We start from the raw sequence: 15342 nt of genomic DNA, 5'->3' as shown, positions 1-15342 counted from the left end.
ATATCAGTCCTCGACATAGGCGTCGTCGAACATGACGACGTTCAGCATGGTGGCCTTGAGGCCGTGGACGGAGTCGTCGACGATCGCGTACTCGTCTCCGTTGGCGATCACCGTGAACGGCAGGACCTCGTTGTGGACCTCCTGCAGTGCGGTGAACGCGGCCTTTTGGGATTCGAGGTCGGAGGCCGCCTTGAGTTCGGTGATCGCCGCGGTGAGCCGGGGGTCGTCCACGCCGGTGAGGTTGGTGGCGCCGGTCGGTGTGAGGGCGCTGGCGAACGCGGAGGCGGGGTCGGCGTCGGAGACGGCGATGCCGCTGAGGACGATCTCGTAATCGCCGGTGAACTGACGGGCGGTCACCTGGGAGACCGGGGCGTTCTCGATGGTCACGTTGAATCCGGCGGCGTCGAGCAGCGCCTTGTTGACCACCCCGGCCTCGATGTTCTCCGGGCCATCGGCGATGAGGATCGTCACCGCGCCGTCCCAGCCGGTGTCAGCCTTGACCTCCGCCACGAGTTCGGCCGCCCGCTCCTGGTTGTACGCAGGCCCCTCCTGGCCGTCGTAGAAGCGTGAGCTCTCCGCGAGCAGTGCGGACGTGGGCTCACCGTTCCCGCCGGTCAGGCGCTGGTCCATCAGCTCACGGTCCAGTGCGTAGGCGACGGCCTGGCGCGCACGCTGGTCCGTGAGGACGCCGTCGTAGCCGGCCGCGCCCGAGTTCATGTTGACGACCGATCCGGAACTGATGATGTCGTGGAAACCCTGGACACCCGCGTCCTGCGCCTCGGCGACGAACTTGGCGCCCCGGAGGTAACCCACCTGCAGTTCACCGTTCTGGAACGCTTCGAAGGTGCCCTGCGATCCGGGGATCCGGATGAACTCGAGAGTCGGGCAGACCGGCCCGCCGTAGTAGTCGGGGTTCGGGGTGAGGACGGTCTTCTGGCCCGGGACGAACTCCTCGAGCATGAAGGCGCCGGCGCCGATGGGGGCGGTTTCCCACGCGGCCGGACTGCTGGCCTCGTACGCCTGCTGCGGGATGACCTCGCCGACGGTGCCCGAGAGCAGGACCGGGAAGCCGGCCCACGGTTCATCGAGGGTGAACCTGACGGTCAGCGGGTCCACCGCCTCGGCATCGGAGACCTGGAGAGCATCGGTCATCGCGGTCGACCGCGTGGCGGGGTCCTGGTGGAGACCGAGGGTGAACGCGACGTCCTCGGCGGTCAACGGGTCGCCGTTGGAGAAGGTCACGCCCTCGCGCAGGGTGAGCGTCCACACCGTGTTGTCCTCGTTGGACTCGAGCCCCTCCGCGAGCTGCGGGACGAACTCCCCCGCCTGGGAGTCCCAGCGCATGAGGCGGTCGTACACGGCCGCCGACTGGGCGCCTCCGCGGGTCCCGTACTGGCCCTGACCCGGTGCGAACGAGGGCAGCATGACGTACTCGCCCATGGTGATCGTGCCGCCCGCCGTGTCCTCCGTGCACTCCTCGCCCATGGCCGGGCGGAGCGAGTCGGCGTCAGTCCCGGCTGCCGTCTCCGTGCCGCCGTTCTCGCCGCCGCCGCACGCGGTGAGGGCCAGGGCGGCGGCTGCGAGGACCACGACTGAGGTGGGTGCGGTGCGTTTCATGATTCTCCTTGAGGGGCTGCGGGTCCGGGACGCATGATGCACTGACTTAAAGCGTCTGGTGTGATGAATGTCACGTTGAGTGGGGGGTCGGTGAAGAAACGTGAAGACGCGACGCGAACACGTCGTGATCGCTAGTGGTGGCTCTGCCCACAGTTGACGTCCAGGCATTGACCGGTGATGCCGCTGGCGAAGTCGGATGCGAGGAAGATGGCGGCATCGGCGATCTCGTCGGGGGTCGGCAGACGTCGTGAATCCGTCTGCTGGGCCTTCTCGTCGTACTTCGCCGCGACCGTGGCTCCGCCCTTCGCTTCTCGCCGCTCGTAGAAGCCGCGGAGCTTCTCGCCCCAGATGTAACCCGGGGCGACCGAGTTGACGCGGACCCCCTCGGGCGCCAACTCGACGGACAGGCTGCGAGCCGCGGCCAGGAGGGCTGCCTTGTCCATGCGGTAGCTGCCGAACCCTGGTAGGCGATTGCGAAGGACGAGGGAGTTGACGAGGACGACGGATCCGCGCCGAGCGCGGAGCGTGGAGGCGAGCTCCTGAACGAGCCCGACCGAGGCCAGGACGTTCAGGTCCGCCTGCTGCCGCATCTCGTCGAGGTCGGCGTCGAGGAGTTTGATGAACGGCGGGTGGACGAACGCCGCGTTCATCAGGACGTCCACGTGCCCGAACGCATCCGAGGCGGCTCGGACGAGTTCGCGGCGTGCGGCCGCGTCGGTGACGTCCGTCGGCACGGCGAGGGCTTCTCGGCCCAGCGCCCGCACCTCCTGCCCGATCGCGTCGAGGCGCGTCCCATCTCGTGCGGCGAGCACCACGTCGGCGCCGGCCTGCGCGGATCGCACGGCGAGAGAGCGGCCCAGGTCCGGGCCGACCCCGCTCACCAGCACCACCTTGCCCGCCAGAATGGAGGGCGCCGGGGCCCGTGGCGTGGGGGCGGGTTCAACGATGTCGTTCATTGTCACTCCTTAAGATGTGAGATCTGCGGCGACCGGAATCCACATCGCCGGCGTCAGCGGTCGAAGGCGTCCAGGACCTGCTTGTCGGTGAGCCCGTAGTCGGCGAGCGTGTAGCTGTGTCTGGGCGCGGCGGCGCCACTCCTGGCCTCGCGGTCACTCTCGACGACCGACGCTTCGACCTCCGGCGTCCAGTCCAGGTCGAAGGCCTCGTACACCTGGCGCACGGTGGCGACCTGGTCGGACACGAGGTCGCCGAACGCGATGTCGACGAACTGCGCCCGGTCGTACCTGGCACGCGCGTCGTGGAACGCGTGATACGAGTTCGACCAGAGGTCTAGTTGGGTGCGGCCGATGGTCTCGCCCACGAAGGTCTCCGAGTGGCCCGCAGTGGCGCTGGCGGCGAGTGAGCAGGCGGAGGCGATGCAGGTGACCGGTTCACGGTGGGTGTAGACGATCAGCGCATCTGGGTAGACCGCCATGAGGGCGTCCAGTGCGGTCATATGCGACGGGTTCTTCAACACCCAGCGTTTGTCGGGGTCGTTGAGACCGACGAGCTGCAGGTTGCGCCGGTGCCGCGCGTAGGCGTCCGTCCAGTCCTGGCCGGCCAGCCACTCGGTGTAGCGCGGCAGGTACGCGGTGGTCTGATAGGAGTTCGACTTGCCGGTCTGGCGCAGCATCCGCCAACACTCCTCGACCACCGCGGCGTCCATGTAATGGATGCCCATGAACTCCGGGTCCGCGGCGTGATGGGCGGCGAACGCCCGCTGCATCGCGGCATACTGCGGGTTCGACTCCCAGGTGTCGTACGGTGGCCGGGGCTGCGGGAACTGGGTCAGCCACATCTCGAGCCCCTGGGCTCCCGGGTCGGCGTGCAACAGCCGGTGCAGGATCGTGGTCCCGGTTCGGGGCAGCCCCATCAGGAAGATCGGACGTTCGACCCGCACATCGCGGTGGCCGGGGTGGGCCGCGAACGCCGCCTCGGTGAGCAGCACCCCGGTAAGGGCGCTCTTGACCTCCGAGCGCTGGAACGCGCGGCCCCGGGGGGTGAGCCCGGCCTCGGCCGAGTTGAGGTCCTCGATGATCACCCGCAGACCTGCTTCGTGGGCGCCGGTGCCGAGGTCCGACAGTCCTGTGGAGCGCATGGCGGCGGCCACGATCTCCTCGTACGAGCCGACCTCGGCCCGCTCCCTGGTCATGACGTTGTCACTCATGTGGTGGTCCTTATCCGGGGTCACGAGATCATCCGCTGCGCGATGCCGACCTGACGGTCGGCGATCCTCGCGGCGTACTGCTCGGCGGTGACGAGGTTGTCGTCGTAATAGGGCAGGCTCCGGGCGAGGTCGTCGAGGGCGACGAGCTCCACGGACGGTCCGTCGGCTGGCCCGAGCTGACGTTCGGTGTGTTGCCAACGCAGCATGATCACCCCGGACGCGTGGTTCGTGGTGTCGAGCCAGTTCGCGATGCCGGGATTGCGGGTCGAGATCACGTAACGGAACATCCCGTCCGGGTCGGCTTGGGACTGTGCGGCGGTCAACGACGACTGGTAGTGCTCGTAATCGGTCGACACGTACCACTTGGAGCCCAGCTGGATGGCCTGGTACGCGGCGTCGTCGCACACGGGGACGGTGACGACCAGGGCCTGATCGTCCCGCAGGTCGTAGTGGCCCAGCGCCGAGTACTGGCTGGCCAGCCCGCCCGGTGTCCGCTTGGGCGAGGTCAGGGTGTTGACCGGTTCGGAGTAGGTGAACCACTTCGGGAACTCGAACCACGTGCGGATCCGGGTGGTCAAGGCCTTGGCGGCGACGTCGTAGCGCTTCTGGACCCCCTCGCGGGTCAGCGGCGGCCGCGGCACGCCGGCCGTGTCGAGTCTCTGGATGCGGATCGAGCCACGGCGCTCGGCGATCCAGTTGTTGTAGACCTCTCGGACGATCAGGTTGGAGCCCTTGGACAGCCCGAGTTCGGGGCCGAATCTCCACGTGAAGGTGCCGTCGTCGGCGATGTCCAGCTCGCGATCGTCGAAGGCCGCCAGCGTCGTCGGTGCGCCCGCGGCCGTGTAGCCGCCGTCCATGAGCTGAAAGGACAGGTCCGCCGTGGTGCCCCGCACGCCCGAGACCTCGTAGGTCCCGCCCTCGGTGAGGTAGGCGTTGAAGTAGATCGCGTCCGGGTTGTCGAGTCCCTGACGCGCGTACTGATGAGTGCCGTTCATCAGCACGGGGTGGACGAGGTCGTAATCGAAGGCCGCCTGCACCGACGAGCGGATACTGCCCGCGAGGTAGTCGTAGCCCTCGGCGCGCTCCTGTTCGGTGATGGTGAACGGCGGGTCGGCGATGAGAGCCTCGGCCTCGGCGACCGCGTCCCGCAGGCTCCGGGTCCAGTCCTCGGTCATGAGTCCTCCTCCTGGTGGTTGATCGGGTGGGCCGCGAGATGGTCGAGGATCGGCGCGGCGAGCTCGGGGTGGCACACCAGCAGATCCGGGAGAAGCACGTCGGGTTGGTTGTAGACCAGTGGTGTGCCGTCGATCCGGCTGGTGAACAGGCCGGCGCGGCGGGCCACCGCGACCGGGGCAGCGGAGTCCCATTCGTACTGGCCGCCGGCGTGCACGTAGGCGTCGGTGATGCCCCGGACCACCGAGATGACCTTGACGCCGGCCGAACCCATCGGCGCCAGGTCGGCGCCGAGCTCGGCCGCGAGCTCCTCCACGAACGCAGGTGGCCGGGTCCGGGAGACCGCTATGCGCGGTCGCGCGGCTGCGGGCCCCCGCGCCGCCGGGGCGCACCCCGTGTGGAAAGTCCGGCCGAGCGCGGGCTGGGACACGGCACCGGCGGTGAGCTCGCCGTCCTGCCACAACGCCACGTGGACCGCCCAGTCGTCGCGTGGTGGCTCGGAGTACTCCCGGGTTCCGTCGACCGGGTCGATGATCCAGACCCGCCGCGCGGTGTGCCGGTCGTGGCGGCCGGTGGTGCCGCGGTGCTCCTCCTCGGAGAGCACCGCGTCCCCGGGCGCATATCTCGCGAAGAGGTCCATCAGCACCTCGTGCGAGCAGAGATCACCGGCGTCCTTCAGCTCCTCGCCCGCGAGCCCCGAGCCGCGCAGGTCGAGCAACACCCTGCCCGCGGCCTCCGCCGCCCAGGCCGCGAATCGGTGGTCGTCCCGCAGCGCCTCGGGCGGAGGTGACGGGGCCCCTCGTCGCATCTGCTTCTGCACAGCCGTCACGATGCCCACACTCCTCGGTTCGTATTTCGTGTCAGAACTATGACACTAAAAGCGAACCGGGCACAACCCCTTCGGGCCTGCGGGCCACGCGAGGTCAGGTGTGCGACAGGTCGGGCCCGCACCAGGCCCCTAGCGTGGCCGGGCTCAGACGCGCCCTTCCGGCGGCAGCAGGCGATCGATCGCCCAGGTGACCGCATCGACGGCGTCGTCGGTCGGCATCCGCCAGATCGACGTCAGCCGCTCATAGGTGTCGTTGCTCCACAGCACATCCAGGAGTGCCGCGAGACGACGGTCGCCTCCACAGGCGTCGAGCAATGCCTGCATCCGATCGCGGTTCATGGCGATAGCCGCTTCCGAGGGCGAGGGCTGCGTGTGCAGAGCCCGGTCAAAGGTGCTGAGCGAGGTGAACAGGCGCCCGACCAGCTCCGACACGTCGTCGACGGACAGGTCGTCGTAGGAGATGCCGGCATCCTGATTGATCCGGAGCAACAGTGCTTCGTGGAGGTCCGACTGGGTGGGGAAGTGGCGGTAGACGGTCCGCTCGCTCACCCCGGCGGCGTCGGCCACCGTCTTGAACGTGATGTCCACCCAGTTCCACCCGCCGCTGGCGCGGGCCAGGTCGAGGGCCGCCTCCAGGATGCGCTCGCGCCCCTGCTGCTGTCGGCGGGAACTGTCGTACTTACGAGCACCGGTGGCCATGCCGGAACCCTATCGCCGCCCGCCCGGTCAGCCGCTACTTCATCGGCCGGGGGAGCTCCCGCGTCCGCGGGGCGTAGCCCCACTGGTGCCGGCCCAGGCGGGAGGGCGGCAGCAGCGAGTTGAAATCGGGCAGCCCGTCCGCGGCCAGCACGTCGTCCGCGATGGTCACGCTCACGACCCGACCGAGCAGCATCGCACTGGTACCGAGGTCGATCACGTCGTGGCGGACGCACTCGAACGCCATCGGTGCCTCGGCCACCCGCGGCGCGGCGACTCTGTCGGACGCCACCGCGGTCAGGCCGGTCGCCTCGAACTCGTCGACTTCTGGGCCGAACGGGGCGGACGTGGCGTTCATGACCTCCATGAGCGACTCTGTGCCGATGTTCACCACGAACTCGCCGGTGTCCACAAGGTTCCGGTGGGTGTTCTTGTGGCCGATCGAGGTGACCGACAGGATCGCCGGGTCCGTGCAGGCAACGGTGAAGAACGAGTACGGCGCGAGGTTCGGCACCCCGTCGGCGGACACCGTCGACACCCAGGCGATCGGCCGGGGCGCGACCGAAGCGGTGAGCAGCGGGTACAGGCCCCTGGCGGGGGGATCATCGGGCGTGTAGACGGTGCGCATGAGCCCATTCTGCCGCCGTGGCCGCGTATCGTCCTGCCGGGCGGCGGGGGTCACTCTGCCCGTTGCGGGCCGGCGCCCCGCGCCCCGCGCCCCACGCCCGCGCCCCGCGCCGCCGCGGACTCACTCTCACCAGGCCGGCGCGGGCACCTCCGGGTGCTCTGCGAACCACCGGCCGATGTAGGACATGTCGATGCCCTGGTCGCGCGCGATGAGGTCGTACATCGTGCCGCCGTCGATGGCCTCGCGCAGGATGTCGGCGTGTCCGCTGTGCCGTTCGATCTCGGCGAGCGCGTGCAGTGCCGCCCAGCGCCCGTTGAACGCGGGCAGGTCCGCGGGGAACCAGGGCATCTCGGTGGGCACCGGAACGGTCGCGTCGAGGTCGGCGGTGCGGAGGTGGTCGAGTGCGGTGGCGTGCCGGCGGTCGAACTCGACCAGGACGTCCTCGGCGGTCGCGTCGGGCGCCACCTGGTTGACGGTCTCCGCGTGTTCGAAGGACTCGAGCAGGGTGCGGCCGGTGTCGAGGGCCCGGGGCGCGGCGGCGGCGCGACCGAGCCAGCTCTCCGCGACCTCACCGATGTGCAGGGTGAGCCAGCCGAGTGTGAGCTCGCTGGACGGGATCGGGCGGGCACGGAGCTGATCTGCGGTCAGTCCGGCGACGATCGATCGCGCGTTGGTGAGCGCGACGTCGATCCACTCGAGCAGGTTCTCGCGCTCGGTGCCGGAGGTGGCGGGGAAGAAGGGCATGACGACTCCTCGTGATCTGGCGGTCTGGTGGTTCGGTCAGCGGGTGGTGGCGTACAGGTCGCGGAGCAGGCACATCTCGGCCCCGTGGTGGATGACCTCGCGGCTGATGTGCAGGACGAGCGTGGCCATGGGCGCGTCGGCCCAGTGCCCCTCGGCGGGGCCGACGGGGGTCGCGAGGGCCCGCGCGTCGAGCCCGCGGACGCCGTCGATCCACCCGGCATAGGTGCGGTCCAACTGGGCGAGGCCGCCGGCGGCGTCCCCGGCGAACTCGTGGGTCATGTAGTCGTGCGGCGGTCCGCCGAAGTGGGAATGCCACCGGGCGCCCAGCACGCCGACGACGACGTGGCCGATCCGCCACGCGATGGTCGTCAGCGGCGCCGGCTGGGGCTCGGGGTAGGCGAAGTCGATCGTGAACTCCCCGGTCCCGCCCTGCATCTCCGTCGCGCCGGTGCCCCGCGGGCGCACGCCCCAGGTCAGCTCGTCGGGAGCAGGGGAGAAGTGGTACTCCTCGTCGGTCAGGCCCTCCAGTCGCGGGCGTAGGTGACCGTGCCAGTGGAAATCCAGTTGGTCGACCAGCTGACCGGTCCAGTCGAGGGGGCTGTCGGTGGCCTGTGGGCGGTCTACGGGCGGGGGACTGTCGGCGGTCATGTCGGGCTCCTGGGGGATCGGTTCCACGGCCTGCGGTCGCGGTGAAAGCAGCATCGCAGCCCATCAGGACAGGATCCGTCCTCTGCGGGTGGGAGACTTCTCGCATGACCGCGGACAGGACGCCCACCACCCAGCGCGTGCTCAGCCTGCTGGACCTGCTCCAGCGCCGGTCCGTGTGGACGGGCGCCGAGTTGGCCGGCGAGCTCGGGGTGACGGTCCGGTCCGTGCGCCGGGACGTCGACCGGCTGCGCGACCTGGGGTACCCCGTCGAGTCGGAGCGCGGAGCGGGCGGCGGTTACCGACTGGGCTCGGGCCGGAGACTGCCGCCCCTCCTGCTCGATGACCGCGAGGCGGTCGCCGTCGCCATCGCCCTGCGCCTCGCCGCCGGCGGTGCGGTCGCGGGCGTCGGCGAGCACGCGTTGGGAGCGCTGACCAAGCTCGACCAGGTGATGCCGGGCCGACTGCGGGAGCGGGTCGCCGCCGTCACCGAGTCGATGGTGGCGGTCCCGGGCACGGACACCCCGGTCGAGCCGGCGCTGCTCATCGAACTCGGGCACGCGGTCCGCGCCTCGGAGCAGGTGCGGATGGACTACCGGGACCGCGCGGGCCGGGACACCGAGCGCCGGGTCGAGCCGTACCGGATCGTGGTGTTGGGCCGGCGGTGGTACCTCCTGTCGTTCGACCTCGACCGGGCCGACTGGCGCACCTTCCGTCTGGACCGCATCCGGTCGGTGCACCGCACGCGCTGGCGGTTCACGCCCCGCGCGGACGTGCCCGATCCGGCCACGCATGTGCAGCAGTCCGTCGCCACGGCGCCGTACGAGTACCGGGCCAGCGTGGTGGTGGAGGCGCCGGCGGAGAAGGTGCTGGAGTGTTTCCCGCCGCCGTTCGGCGCGGTGACGGCCCTGCGCGGCCACGACCACCCCGACGGCCCGGCCTGCCGCCTGGAGGCCGGCGCCACCGACCTGGACGATCTGGCCTGGTACCTGGCCCGCCTGCCCGCGCCGTTCACGGTCGAGTCGCCGGACGGGTTGCGGGGGCGGTTCGCCGCGCTGGCCGAGCGGGTGACCCACGCCGCCCGCCCGTCGCGGGGACCCGACGCCGCGACCGCCCCCGACTAGGCTGGTGGCGATGACTCCCAGCCACCCCACCCAGAGCAATCCCAGCACCGCGCAGGCCCGCGTGCTGGTCGACGAGATGCTCCGCCACGGCATCACCGACGCGGTCCTGTGCCCGGGTTCACGCAGCGCGCCGCTGGCCCTGGCGCTGGCCGCGGCCGAGCGGGCCGGCCGGCTCCGGCTGCATGTCCGGATCGACGAGCGCGGGGCCGGGTTCACCGCACTGGGACTGGCGCTCGGCTCGAAGCGGCCGGTCCCCGTCGTGGTCACCTCCGGCACCGCGGTGGCCAACCTCCACCCGGCGATGGTCGAGGCCGCGCACTCCGGGGTGCCGATCCTCGCCCTGACCGCCAACCGCCCGCCCGAGCTGCGGGGGACCGGCGCCAACCAGACCATCGACCAGGTGGGACTGTTCGGGCCGCACGCGCGAACGGTGGTCGAACTGGGAGCGGCCGGAGACCCCGAGCTCGAGCACCGCCATTGGCGTGCCGCGATCGGCCGCGCGATCCTCACCGCCACGGCCCTGTCGGATCCGGGTCCGGTGCAGGTCGACATCGCCTTCCGCGAGCCGCTCGTCCCGGCGGAGGGGGACGAGGAGTACCGCCTCACCGCCGCCGACGGCACCGCCCTGGGCGGGGATGATGACGACGACGACGCCGCGACCGCGCGCGCTGTCACCGCTGCGCCGGTCGATCTCCCGGAGGGCCGCCCCGGCGGTCGTCCGTGGGTGCAGCGGGCCATGGCGGGGCTGGACTCCGCGCCGGGCGCCTCGGCCGTGGCGGTGGACCTGACCCGGCGGACGCTGGTCGTCTCCGGAGCCGGCGCGCAGCCCGTGTCCGGGCTGGTGGGCGTGCCGACGGTCGCCGAGCCCGGGGCGCCGGTCCCGCTGCACCCGGTGCACCCACTCGCGATCCCCGGACTGTCTCCGGAGCAGGTCGTGGTGACCGGGCGGCCGACCCTGCACAGGTCGGTCACCGGGTTGCTGGCCGATCCCGGGGTCGACCTGGTGATCCTCGACGCGGGCCCGCACTCGCCCAACCCGACCGGCAGCGCCGCCGAACTCGCGGACTCGGTCCTCACCGGGTGGGACGTGGACCCGGCGTGGGTCGCCGAGGCGGCCAAGGTGAACACGCACGCCCATGAGGCGGTCGACCGCCTCCTCGACCGGCACCTCAACTCGGCCGGACCCACCGGGTTGCACGTGGCACGGGCGGTGGCCCGCGGGATGCGGGACGGCGGGAACCTCGTCGTGGGCGCCTCCAACGCCATCCGCGACCTGTCCCTGGTGGGCCCTCTGGACCCCGACGTGTCGGTGTACGCCAACCGCGGGGCGGCCGGCATCGACGGCACCGTGTCCACGGCCATCGGGGTGGCCCTCACGGCGCCGGGCCGCACGGTGGCGCTGATGGGTGACCTGACCTTCCTCCACGACCTGTCGGGACTGGTACTGGGCCCCCGCGAACTGCACCCCGAGGATCTGACGATCGTCGTCGCGGACGACGACGGAGGCGGCATCTTCTCACTCCTCGAGCAGGGCGATCCCCGGCTGGCCACCGATTTCGAGCGGGTCTTCGGCACCCCGCACGGCGCCGACCTGCGCGCGCTCTGTGTCGGCGCGGGCATCCCGTTCACCGACACCGACCCGGCCGGCCTCGAGGAGATGCTCACCGGGCCGTCGATCTCCGCCCGGCACCGCGACATCGTCCCCGAGGGCATGCGCGTCGTGCGGGTCTCCACCAGCCGCCAGGGCCTGCGCGACCTCCACGCCGCCCTACGGGCAGAGGCGCTCGGATGAGCGGGGCCCCCGGGTGACCACCACGGGATCCGCACGCCCGCTCCGGCCGGCTCGCCGGCGCTCGGCCCGTCAGGTGCGGCGAGCGGCGCTCACCAGACGTGCGGTGCGGATCGTCGCCGTCGTCGTCGCCCTGTTCTCCCTCGTCGTCGCGCTGCTCATCCTCCTGGCGTGCTTCATCAACGACCAGCGCATCGACCAGGACATGGGCAGCGCCACCGCCACCGTCACCGAGGTCACCGACCGGCGCGCAGCGGTCGAGTTCGACGCCGGCGGCGGGCAGAACGTGCGTCCGGTGACCGGCGTCTTCTATCCGACCGGCCTCGTCGAGGGCCAACGCGTGCAGGTCGAGTTCCGGCGCGCGAACCCCGACCTCGTCCGCGTGTCGGGCCGCAGCTGGACCGTCGCGGTGGTGCCCGCGTTGAGCGTCCCGGCGGTCGTGGTCCCGCTCGCGGCGCTCGTGTATGCCGCCACGTCGCCGAGGGTTCACCGGCCGTCATCGTGAATTCCCCGGGTCGTCCCCGGGAGATCACCGGCGTGTGGCCGGCGCGGGCGACAGTGATGAGGTGCGCGTAGCAATCGTCACCGAATCGTTCCTGCCGAACGTCAACGGCGTCACCAACTCCGTCCTCCGCGTGCTGGAATACGCGCGCAGGCACGGGCACGACTGCCTGGTCGTGGCGCCGTCGGGCAACGTCGGCCTGTGGCAGGGTGCGGCGGACGCGGTGCGCGCGCATCCGCTGGTCAGCGGGTTCGTCCCCCTCTTCGGCGGGCCCGAGTCGATGATGTCCGAGCGCGACCACCACCTGGGCTTCCCCGTCCACCGGGTCACGTCCGTTCGTGTGCCGGTCGTCTCCTCGCTGCCCGTGGGCGCCCCCAGCCCGAGCGTCTACAACGCGCTCCGCGACTTCGCGCCCGACGTGGTGCACCTGGCCTCGCCGTTCGTGCTCGGCGCCGCGGGTGCCGCCGCCGCGCGCGCCCTCGACGTGCCCACCGTCGCCGTCTACCAGACCGACGTCGCCGGGTTCGCGGACTCCTACGGCGTCGGCGTCATGGCCGACGCGGCCTGGGCCTGGACCCGGGCCATCCACGTCAGCTGCGACCGCACCCTCGCGCCGTCCACCGCGGCCATGGCCGACCTGTCCGGCCACGGCATCCCGCGCCTCTACCGGTGGGGCCGCGGTGTGGACTCCGTCCGGTTCAACCCCGCCCGGCGCAGCGAGGCCCTGCACAGGCTGTGGTCGCCAGAGGGGCGGCCCGTCGTGGGGTTCGTCGGCCGGCTCGCCCCGGAGAAGCACGTCGAGAGATTGCAGGCGATCGCCGACCGGTCGGGCCCCGCCGGCGATCTGCAACTCGTCGTCGTCGGCGACGGCCCGGACCGTCCCGCGCTCCAGGACGCGATGCCGCACGCGATCTTCACCGGTGAACTCCACGGAGAGCAGCTCGGCCAGGCCTACGCCACCTTCGACGTGTTCTGCCACGCCGGCGAGTTCGAGACGTTCTGCCAGTCCATCCAGGAGGCGCAGGCTTCGGGCGTGCCCGTCCTGGGCCCCGACCGGGGCGGCCCGCGCGACCTGGTCCGGGCCGGCGTGAACGGCTATCTGCTCGACCCCCGTACCTACGCCGCCGAGGTCTCCGACACGGTGGACCGCGTGCTCGCCGACCACGACGCGCTCGCCGCCGGCGCCCTGTCGACCGTCTCGGGCCGCACCTGGGACGCGATCTGCGGTCAACTCTTCGACCACTACGCGGCCGCGGGGGCCCGGACCACCGCCCGACGGCACGGCGTGGCCCGGCCGTCGCGTGTGGTGGCCTGACCACCAGCGGGTAGCGTCGTGGGCGTGTCCCGCGCCGATCTCGACAAGCAGCCCCGCGACGTAGCGTCGATGTTCGACGGAGTCGCCGACCGCTACGACGTGACCAACACCGTCCTCTCCGGGGGCATGGACCACCTGTGGCGTCGTCGTGCACGCTCGCTGCTCGCGCCGCGGCCCGGCGAGAGTGTCCTCGACCTGGCGGCCGGCACCGCGGTGTCGACGGTCGAGCTGGCGAAGTCCGGCGCATGGTGCGTGGCGGCCGACTTCTCGCTCGGCATGCTCCGCGCCGGTGCCCGCCGCGACGTGCCCAAGGTCGCCGGTGACGCCATGAGGCTGCCGTTCGCCGACGACTCCTTCGACGCCGCGACCATCAGCTTCGGGTTGCGCAATGTGCAGGACACCGCCGCCGGGCTGCGGGAGATGGCACGCGTGGTGCGGCCCGGCGGCCGGCTGGCCGTGGTGGAGTTCTCCACCCCGGTGTTCCCGCCGTTCCGTGCGATCTACATGAACTACCTGATGAGGGCGCTGCCGAAGATCGCCACCAGCGTGTCCTCGAACCCGGACGCCTACGTCTACCTGGCCGAGTCGATCCGCGACTGGCCCGACCAGGCGGCACTGATGCGGATCATCGAGTCGAGCGGCTGGGAGCGCTGCAGCGTCACCAACCTCACCGGCGGGATCGCGGCGATCCACATGGCCCGCAAGCCCGCCTGACCTCACCCCGCCCGTCCCATCCGGCAACGGATGCCGGGGCGCAGAGCGGCGCGCAGGGTCAGTCGGTGAAGAGCGGGCGGCGGTCCAGGCGGCGGGCGATCGAGCCTGCGGCCCGCCAGCTCCGGGCGACGATGTCGCGGTCGGAATCGGCCACCGTATTGGACATGCAGCGCACCGCGGCCGTCATCAGCGCCTGCGAGCGCATCCCGATCGGCCCGGCCAGTGGCAGGAACTTCGGGAACGTCAGCAGATGGGCCGCGTCGCGGGCGATCGCGAACGACTCACCGTAGGTCGCGCGCAGCAGCTCCGGCCAGGCGCGGGAGAGGTCGACGGTGACGGGGCGCGTGCCGGACCCCGAAGCGCTCGAGCCGGCGCCGGCGGGCCCGGGGCCCGAGCAGATGAGCTCGGCCAGCAGACGACCTCCCTCGAGTGCGTAGTCGATGCCCTCGCCGTTGAGCGGGTTCACGCACGCCGCGGCATCGCCCACGGCAGCCCAGTTGCGACCGGCCACCCCGGACACCGCGCCCCCCATCGGCAGCAGCGCCGACGTCACCGCCCGCGGCTCGCCGGTCAACTCCCAGTCGTCGCGCACGAGACGCGCGTAGTGCTGCAGCAGTTCCTTGACCGCGACGTTCGCCGGGCGGGCCGCCGTCGCGAGTGCACCCACGCCCAGGTTGATCTCGCCGTCGCCGAGCGGGAACACCCAGCCGTAGCCGGGTTGGATGGCGCCCGCTTCGTCGCGCAGTTCGAGATCAGAACCGATCCACGGATGGTCGTGCCTGCCCGACCGGATGTAGGAGCGCGCCGCCACGGCGTACACGGTGTCGCGATGCCAGGTCCGACCGAGCATCCTGCCCACCGGCGAGCGGACGCCGTCCGCGACCACGAGGGTCCGGCACGCGATTCGCTGCTCCCCGGCCCGGACGGCGACGACCGCGTCGTCGTCGCCCCTCTCCACGCCCGTCACCCGCACGCCCTCATGGACCACGGCGCCGGCCTCGACGGCGGTCTGACGCAGGCGGTTGTCGAACACCGTGCGGCGCACGGCCGAACCGGTCCCGCCGTGATCGCCCGCCGGCCACGGAACCCGGCGCTGATGGCCGAAGCCGCGCAGATCCAGCCCCCTGATGGTGATGCGATCCCGCGCCCACGTGCCCAGACCCAGCCGATCGACCTCGGCCATCGCCCGTGGCGTGAGCCCGTCACCGCAGGTCTTGTCCCTGGGGAAGATCGCTGCGTCCAGCACCGTCACCTCGCGCCCGGCCCGCGCCAGCCACGTCGCCGTGGCCGACCCGGCGGGCCCGCAGCCCACCACGAGGACATCGGTCGAAGCGGGAAGTGGCGGCCGTGACTCCATGTGCTCCATGGTGGCAGGTCGCACGGCCGGACGGTCGCCGGG

Annotated in this window: 15 protein-coding genes; 5 read left to right on the top strand and 10 right to left on the bottom strand. The window is 71.5% G+C overall.

What is annotated here, in order from left to right; genetic code table 11:
- Positions 1-3: 3 nt before the first annotated feature.
- The 9 genes from ACWIFB_RS06270 to ACWIFB_RS06230 form a co-directional block, all read right to left on the bottom strand.
- Positions 4-1617 (bottom strand): ABC transporter substrate-binding protein, encoded by a 1614-nt coding sequence (locus ACWIFB_RS06270; protein WP_454057657.1) that lies wholly within the window; start codon positions 1615-1617, stop codon positions 4-6.
- 131 nt (positions 1618-1748) lie between these two features.
- Positions 1749-2573, bottom strand: a complete 825-nt coding sequence (locus ACWIFB_RS06265) for an SDR family oxidoreductase (protein ID WP_454057656.1) — start codon at positions 2571-2573, stop codon at positions 1749-1751.
- A gap of 53 nt (positions 2574-2626) precedes the next feature.
- Positions 2627-3784 (bottom strand): sulfotransferase family protein, encoded by a 1158-nt coding sequence (locus ACWIFB_RS06260; protein WP_454057655.1) that lies wholly within the window; start codon positions 3782-3784, stop codon positions 2627-2629.
- Between the two features lie 20 nt (positions 3785-3804).
- A complete protein-coding gene (locus ACWIFB_RS06255) occupies positions 3805-4959 on the bottom strand; it encodes a hypothetical protein (protein WP_454057654.1) in 1155 nt (384 codons plus the stop codon).
- A complete protein-coding gene (locus ACWIFB_RS06250) occupies positions 4956-5765 on the bottom strand; it encodes a 3'(2'),5'-bisphosphate nucleotidase CysQ (protein WP_454057703.1) in 810 nt (269 codons plus the stop codon). Before ACWIFB_RS06250 ends, ACWIFB_RS06255 begins: the two co-directional genes overlap by 4 nt.
- A 165-nt stretch (positions 5766-5930) precedes the next feature.
- Entirely contained in the window at positions 5931-6485 is a 555-nt protein-coding gene (locus ACWIFB_RS06245) for a TetR/AcrR family transcriptional regulator (protein WP_454057653.1), read from the bottom strand.
- Between the two features lie 34 nt (positions 6486-6519).
- A complete protein-coding gene (locus ACWIFB_RS06240; RefSeq protein WP_454057652.1) occupies positions 6520-7110 on the bottom strand; it encodes a flavin reductase family protein in 591 nt (196 codons plus the stop codon).
- 126 nt (positions 7111-7236) lie between these two features.
- Positions 7237-7854, bottom strand: a complete 618-nt coding sequence (locus tag ACWIFB_RS06235) for a mycothiol transferase (protein ID WP_454057651.1) — start codon at positions 7852-7854, stop codon at positions 7237-7239.
- Positions 7855-7890: 36 nt separating this feature from the next.
- Positions 7891-8502: a DinB family protein gene (locus ACWIFB_RS06230; RefSeq protein WP_454057650.1), complete on the bottom strand. Its 612-nt coding sequence runs from the start codon at positions 8500-8502 to the stop codon at positions 7891-7893.
- Positions 8503-8606: 104 nt separating this feature from the next.
- Between ACWIFB_RS06230 and ACWIFB_RS06225 the strand changes: the two genes are divergently transcribed.
- From ACWIFB_RS06225 to ACWIFB_RS06205, 5 genes are all read left to right on the top strand, one after another.
- Entirely contained in the window at positions 8607-9623 is a 1017-nt protein-coding gene (locus tag ACWIFB_RS06225; protein ID WP_454057649.1) for a helix-turn-helix transcriptional regulator, read from the top strand.
- 10 nt (positions 9624-9633) lie between these two features.
- Positions 9634-11415 (top strand): 2-succinyl-5-enolpyruvyl-6-hydroxy-3-cyclohexene-1-carboxylic-acid synthase, encoded by a 1782-nt coding sequence (gene menD, locus ACWIFB_RS06220; protein WP_454057648.1) that lies wholly within the window; start codon positions 9634-9636, stop codon positions 11413-11415.
- Positions 11416-11428: 13 nt separating this feature from the next.
- Positions 11429-11917, top strand: coding sequence for a hypothetical protein (locus ACWIFB_RS06215; protein ID WP_452098519.1), 489 nt, complete (start codon positions 11429-11431; stop codon positions 11915-11917).
- Positions 11918-11978: 61 nt separating this feature from the next.
- Positions 11979-13229 carry a glycosyltransferase family 4 protein gene (locus ACWIFB_RS06210; protein ID WP_454057647.1) on the top strand — a complete coding sequence of 417 codons (1251 nt, stop codon included), beginning with the start codon at positions 11979-11981 and terminating at the stop codon, positions 13227-13229.
- 24 nt (positions 13230-13253) lie between these two features.
- Positions 13254-13943 (top strand): demethylmenaquinone methyltransferase, encoded by a 690-nt coding sequence (locus ACWIFB_RS06205; RefSeq protein WP_452098521.1) that lies wholly within the window; start codon positions 13254-13256, stop codon positions 13941-13943.
- A 58-nt stretch (positions 13944-14001) separates the two neighbouring features.
- Here the strand turns inward: ACWIFB_RS06205 and ACWIFB_RS06200 are convergent, their stop codons facing one another.
- A complete protein-coding gene (locus ACWIFB_RS06200; protein WP_452098734.1) occupies positions 14002-15309 on the bottom strand; it encodes a geranylgeranyl reductase family protein in 1308 nt (435 codons plus the stop codon).
- Positions 15310-15342 lie beyond the last annotated feature (33 nt).

It is taken from the genome of Dietzia sp. NPDC055340 (genome assembly GCF_053645335.1).
Note: the sequence above shows the minus strand (reverse complement) of the source record. Positions and strands in the feature narration are given on the sequence as shown.

What these genes read in the sequence shown, in the direction of transcription:
- ACWIFB_RS06270 (WP_454057657.1), bottom strand. Translation starts at nt 1,617, where the DNA reads ATGAAACGCACCGCACCCACCTCAGTCGTGGTCCTCGCAGCCGCCGCC.
- ACWIFB_RS06265 (WP_454057656.1), bottom strand. Translation starts at nt 2,573, where the DNA reads ATGAACGACATCGTTGAACCCGCCCCCACGCCACGGGCCCCGGCGCCC.
- ACWIFB_RS06260 (WP_454057655.1), bottom strand. Translation starts at nt 3,784, where the DNA reads ATGAGTGACAACGTCATGACCAGGGAGCGGGCCGAGGTCGGCTCGTAC.
- ACWIFB_RS06255 (WP_454057654.1), bottom strand. Translation starts at nt 4,959, where the DNA reads ATGACCGAGGACTGGACCCGGAGCCTGCGGGACGCGGTCGCCGAGGCC.
- ACWIFB_RS06250 (WP_454057703.1), bottom strand. Translation starts at nt 5,765, where the DNA reads ATGCGACGAGGGGCCCCGTCACCTCCGCCCGAGGCGCTGCGGGACGAC.
- ACWIFB_RS06245 (WP_454057653.1), bottom strand. Translation starts at nt 6,485, where the DNA reads ATGGCCACCGGTGCTCGTAAGTACGACAGTTCCCGCCGACAGCAGCAG.
- ACWIFB_RS06240 (WP_454057652.1), bottom strand. Translation starts at nt 7,110, where the DNA reads ATGCGCACCGTCTACACGCCCGATGATCCCCCCGCCAGGGGCCTGTAC.
- ACWIFB_RS06235 (WP_454057651.1), bottom strand. Translation starts at nt 7,854, where the DNA reads ATGCCCTTCTTCCCCGCCACCTCCGGCACCGAGCGCGAGAACCTGCTC.
- ACWIFB_RS06230 (WP_454057650.1), bottom strand. Translation starts at nt 8,502, where the DNA reads ATGACCGCCGACAGTCCCCCGCCCGTAGACCGCCCACAGGCCACCGAC.
- ACWIFB_RS06225 (WP_454057649.1), top strand. Translation starts at nt 8,607, where the DNA reads ATGACCGCGGACAGGACGCCCACCACCCAGCGCGTGCTCAGCCTGCTG.
- menD (WP_454057648.1), top strand. Translation starts at nt 9,634, where the DNA reads ATGACTCCCAGCCACCCCACCCAGAGCAATCCCAGCACCGCGCAGGCC.
- ACWIFB_RS06200 (WP_452098734.1), bottom strand. Translation starts at nt 15,309, where the DNA reads ATGGAGCACATGGAGTCACGGCCGCCACTTCCCGCTTCGACCGATGTC.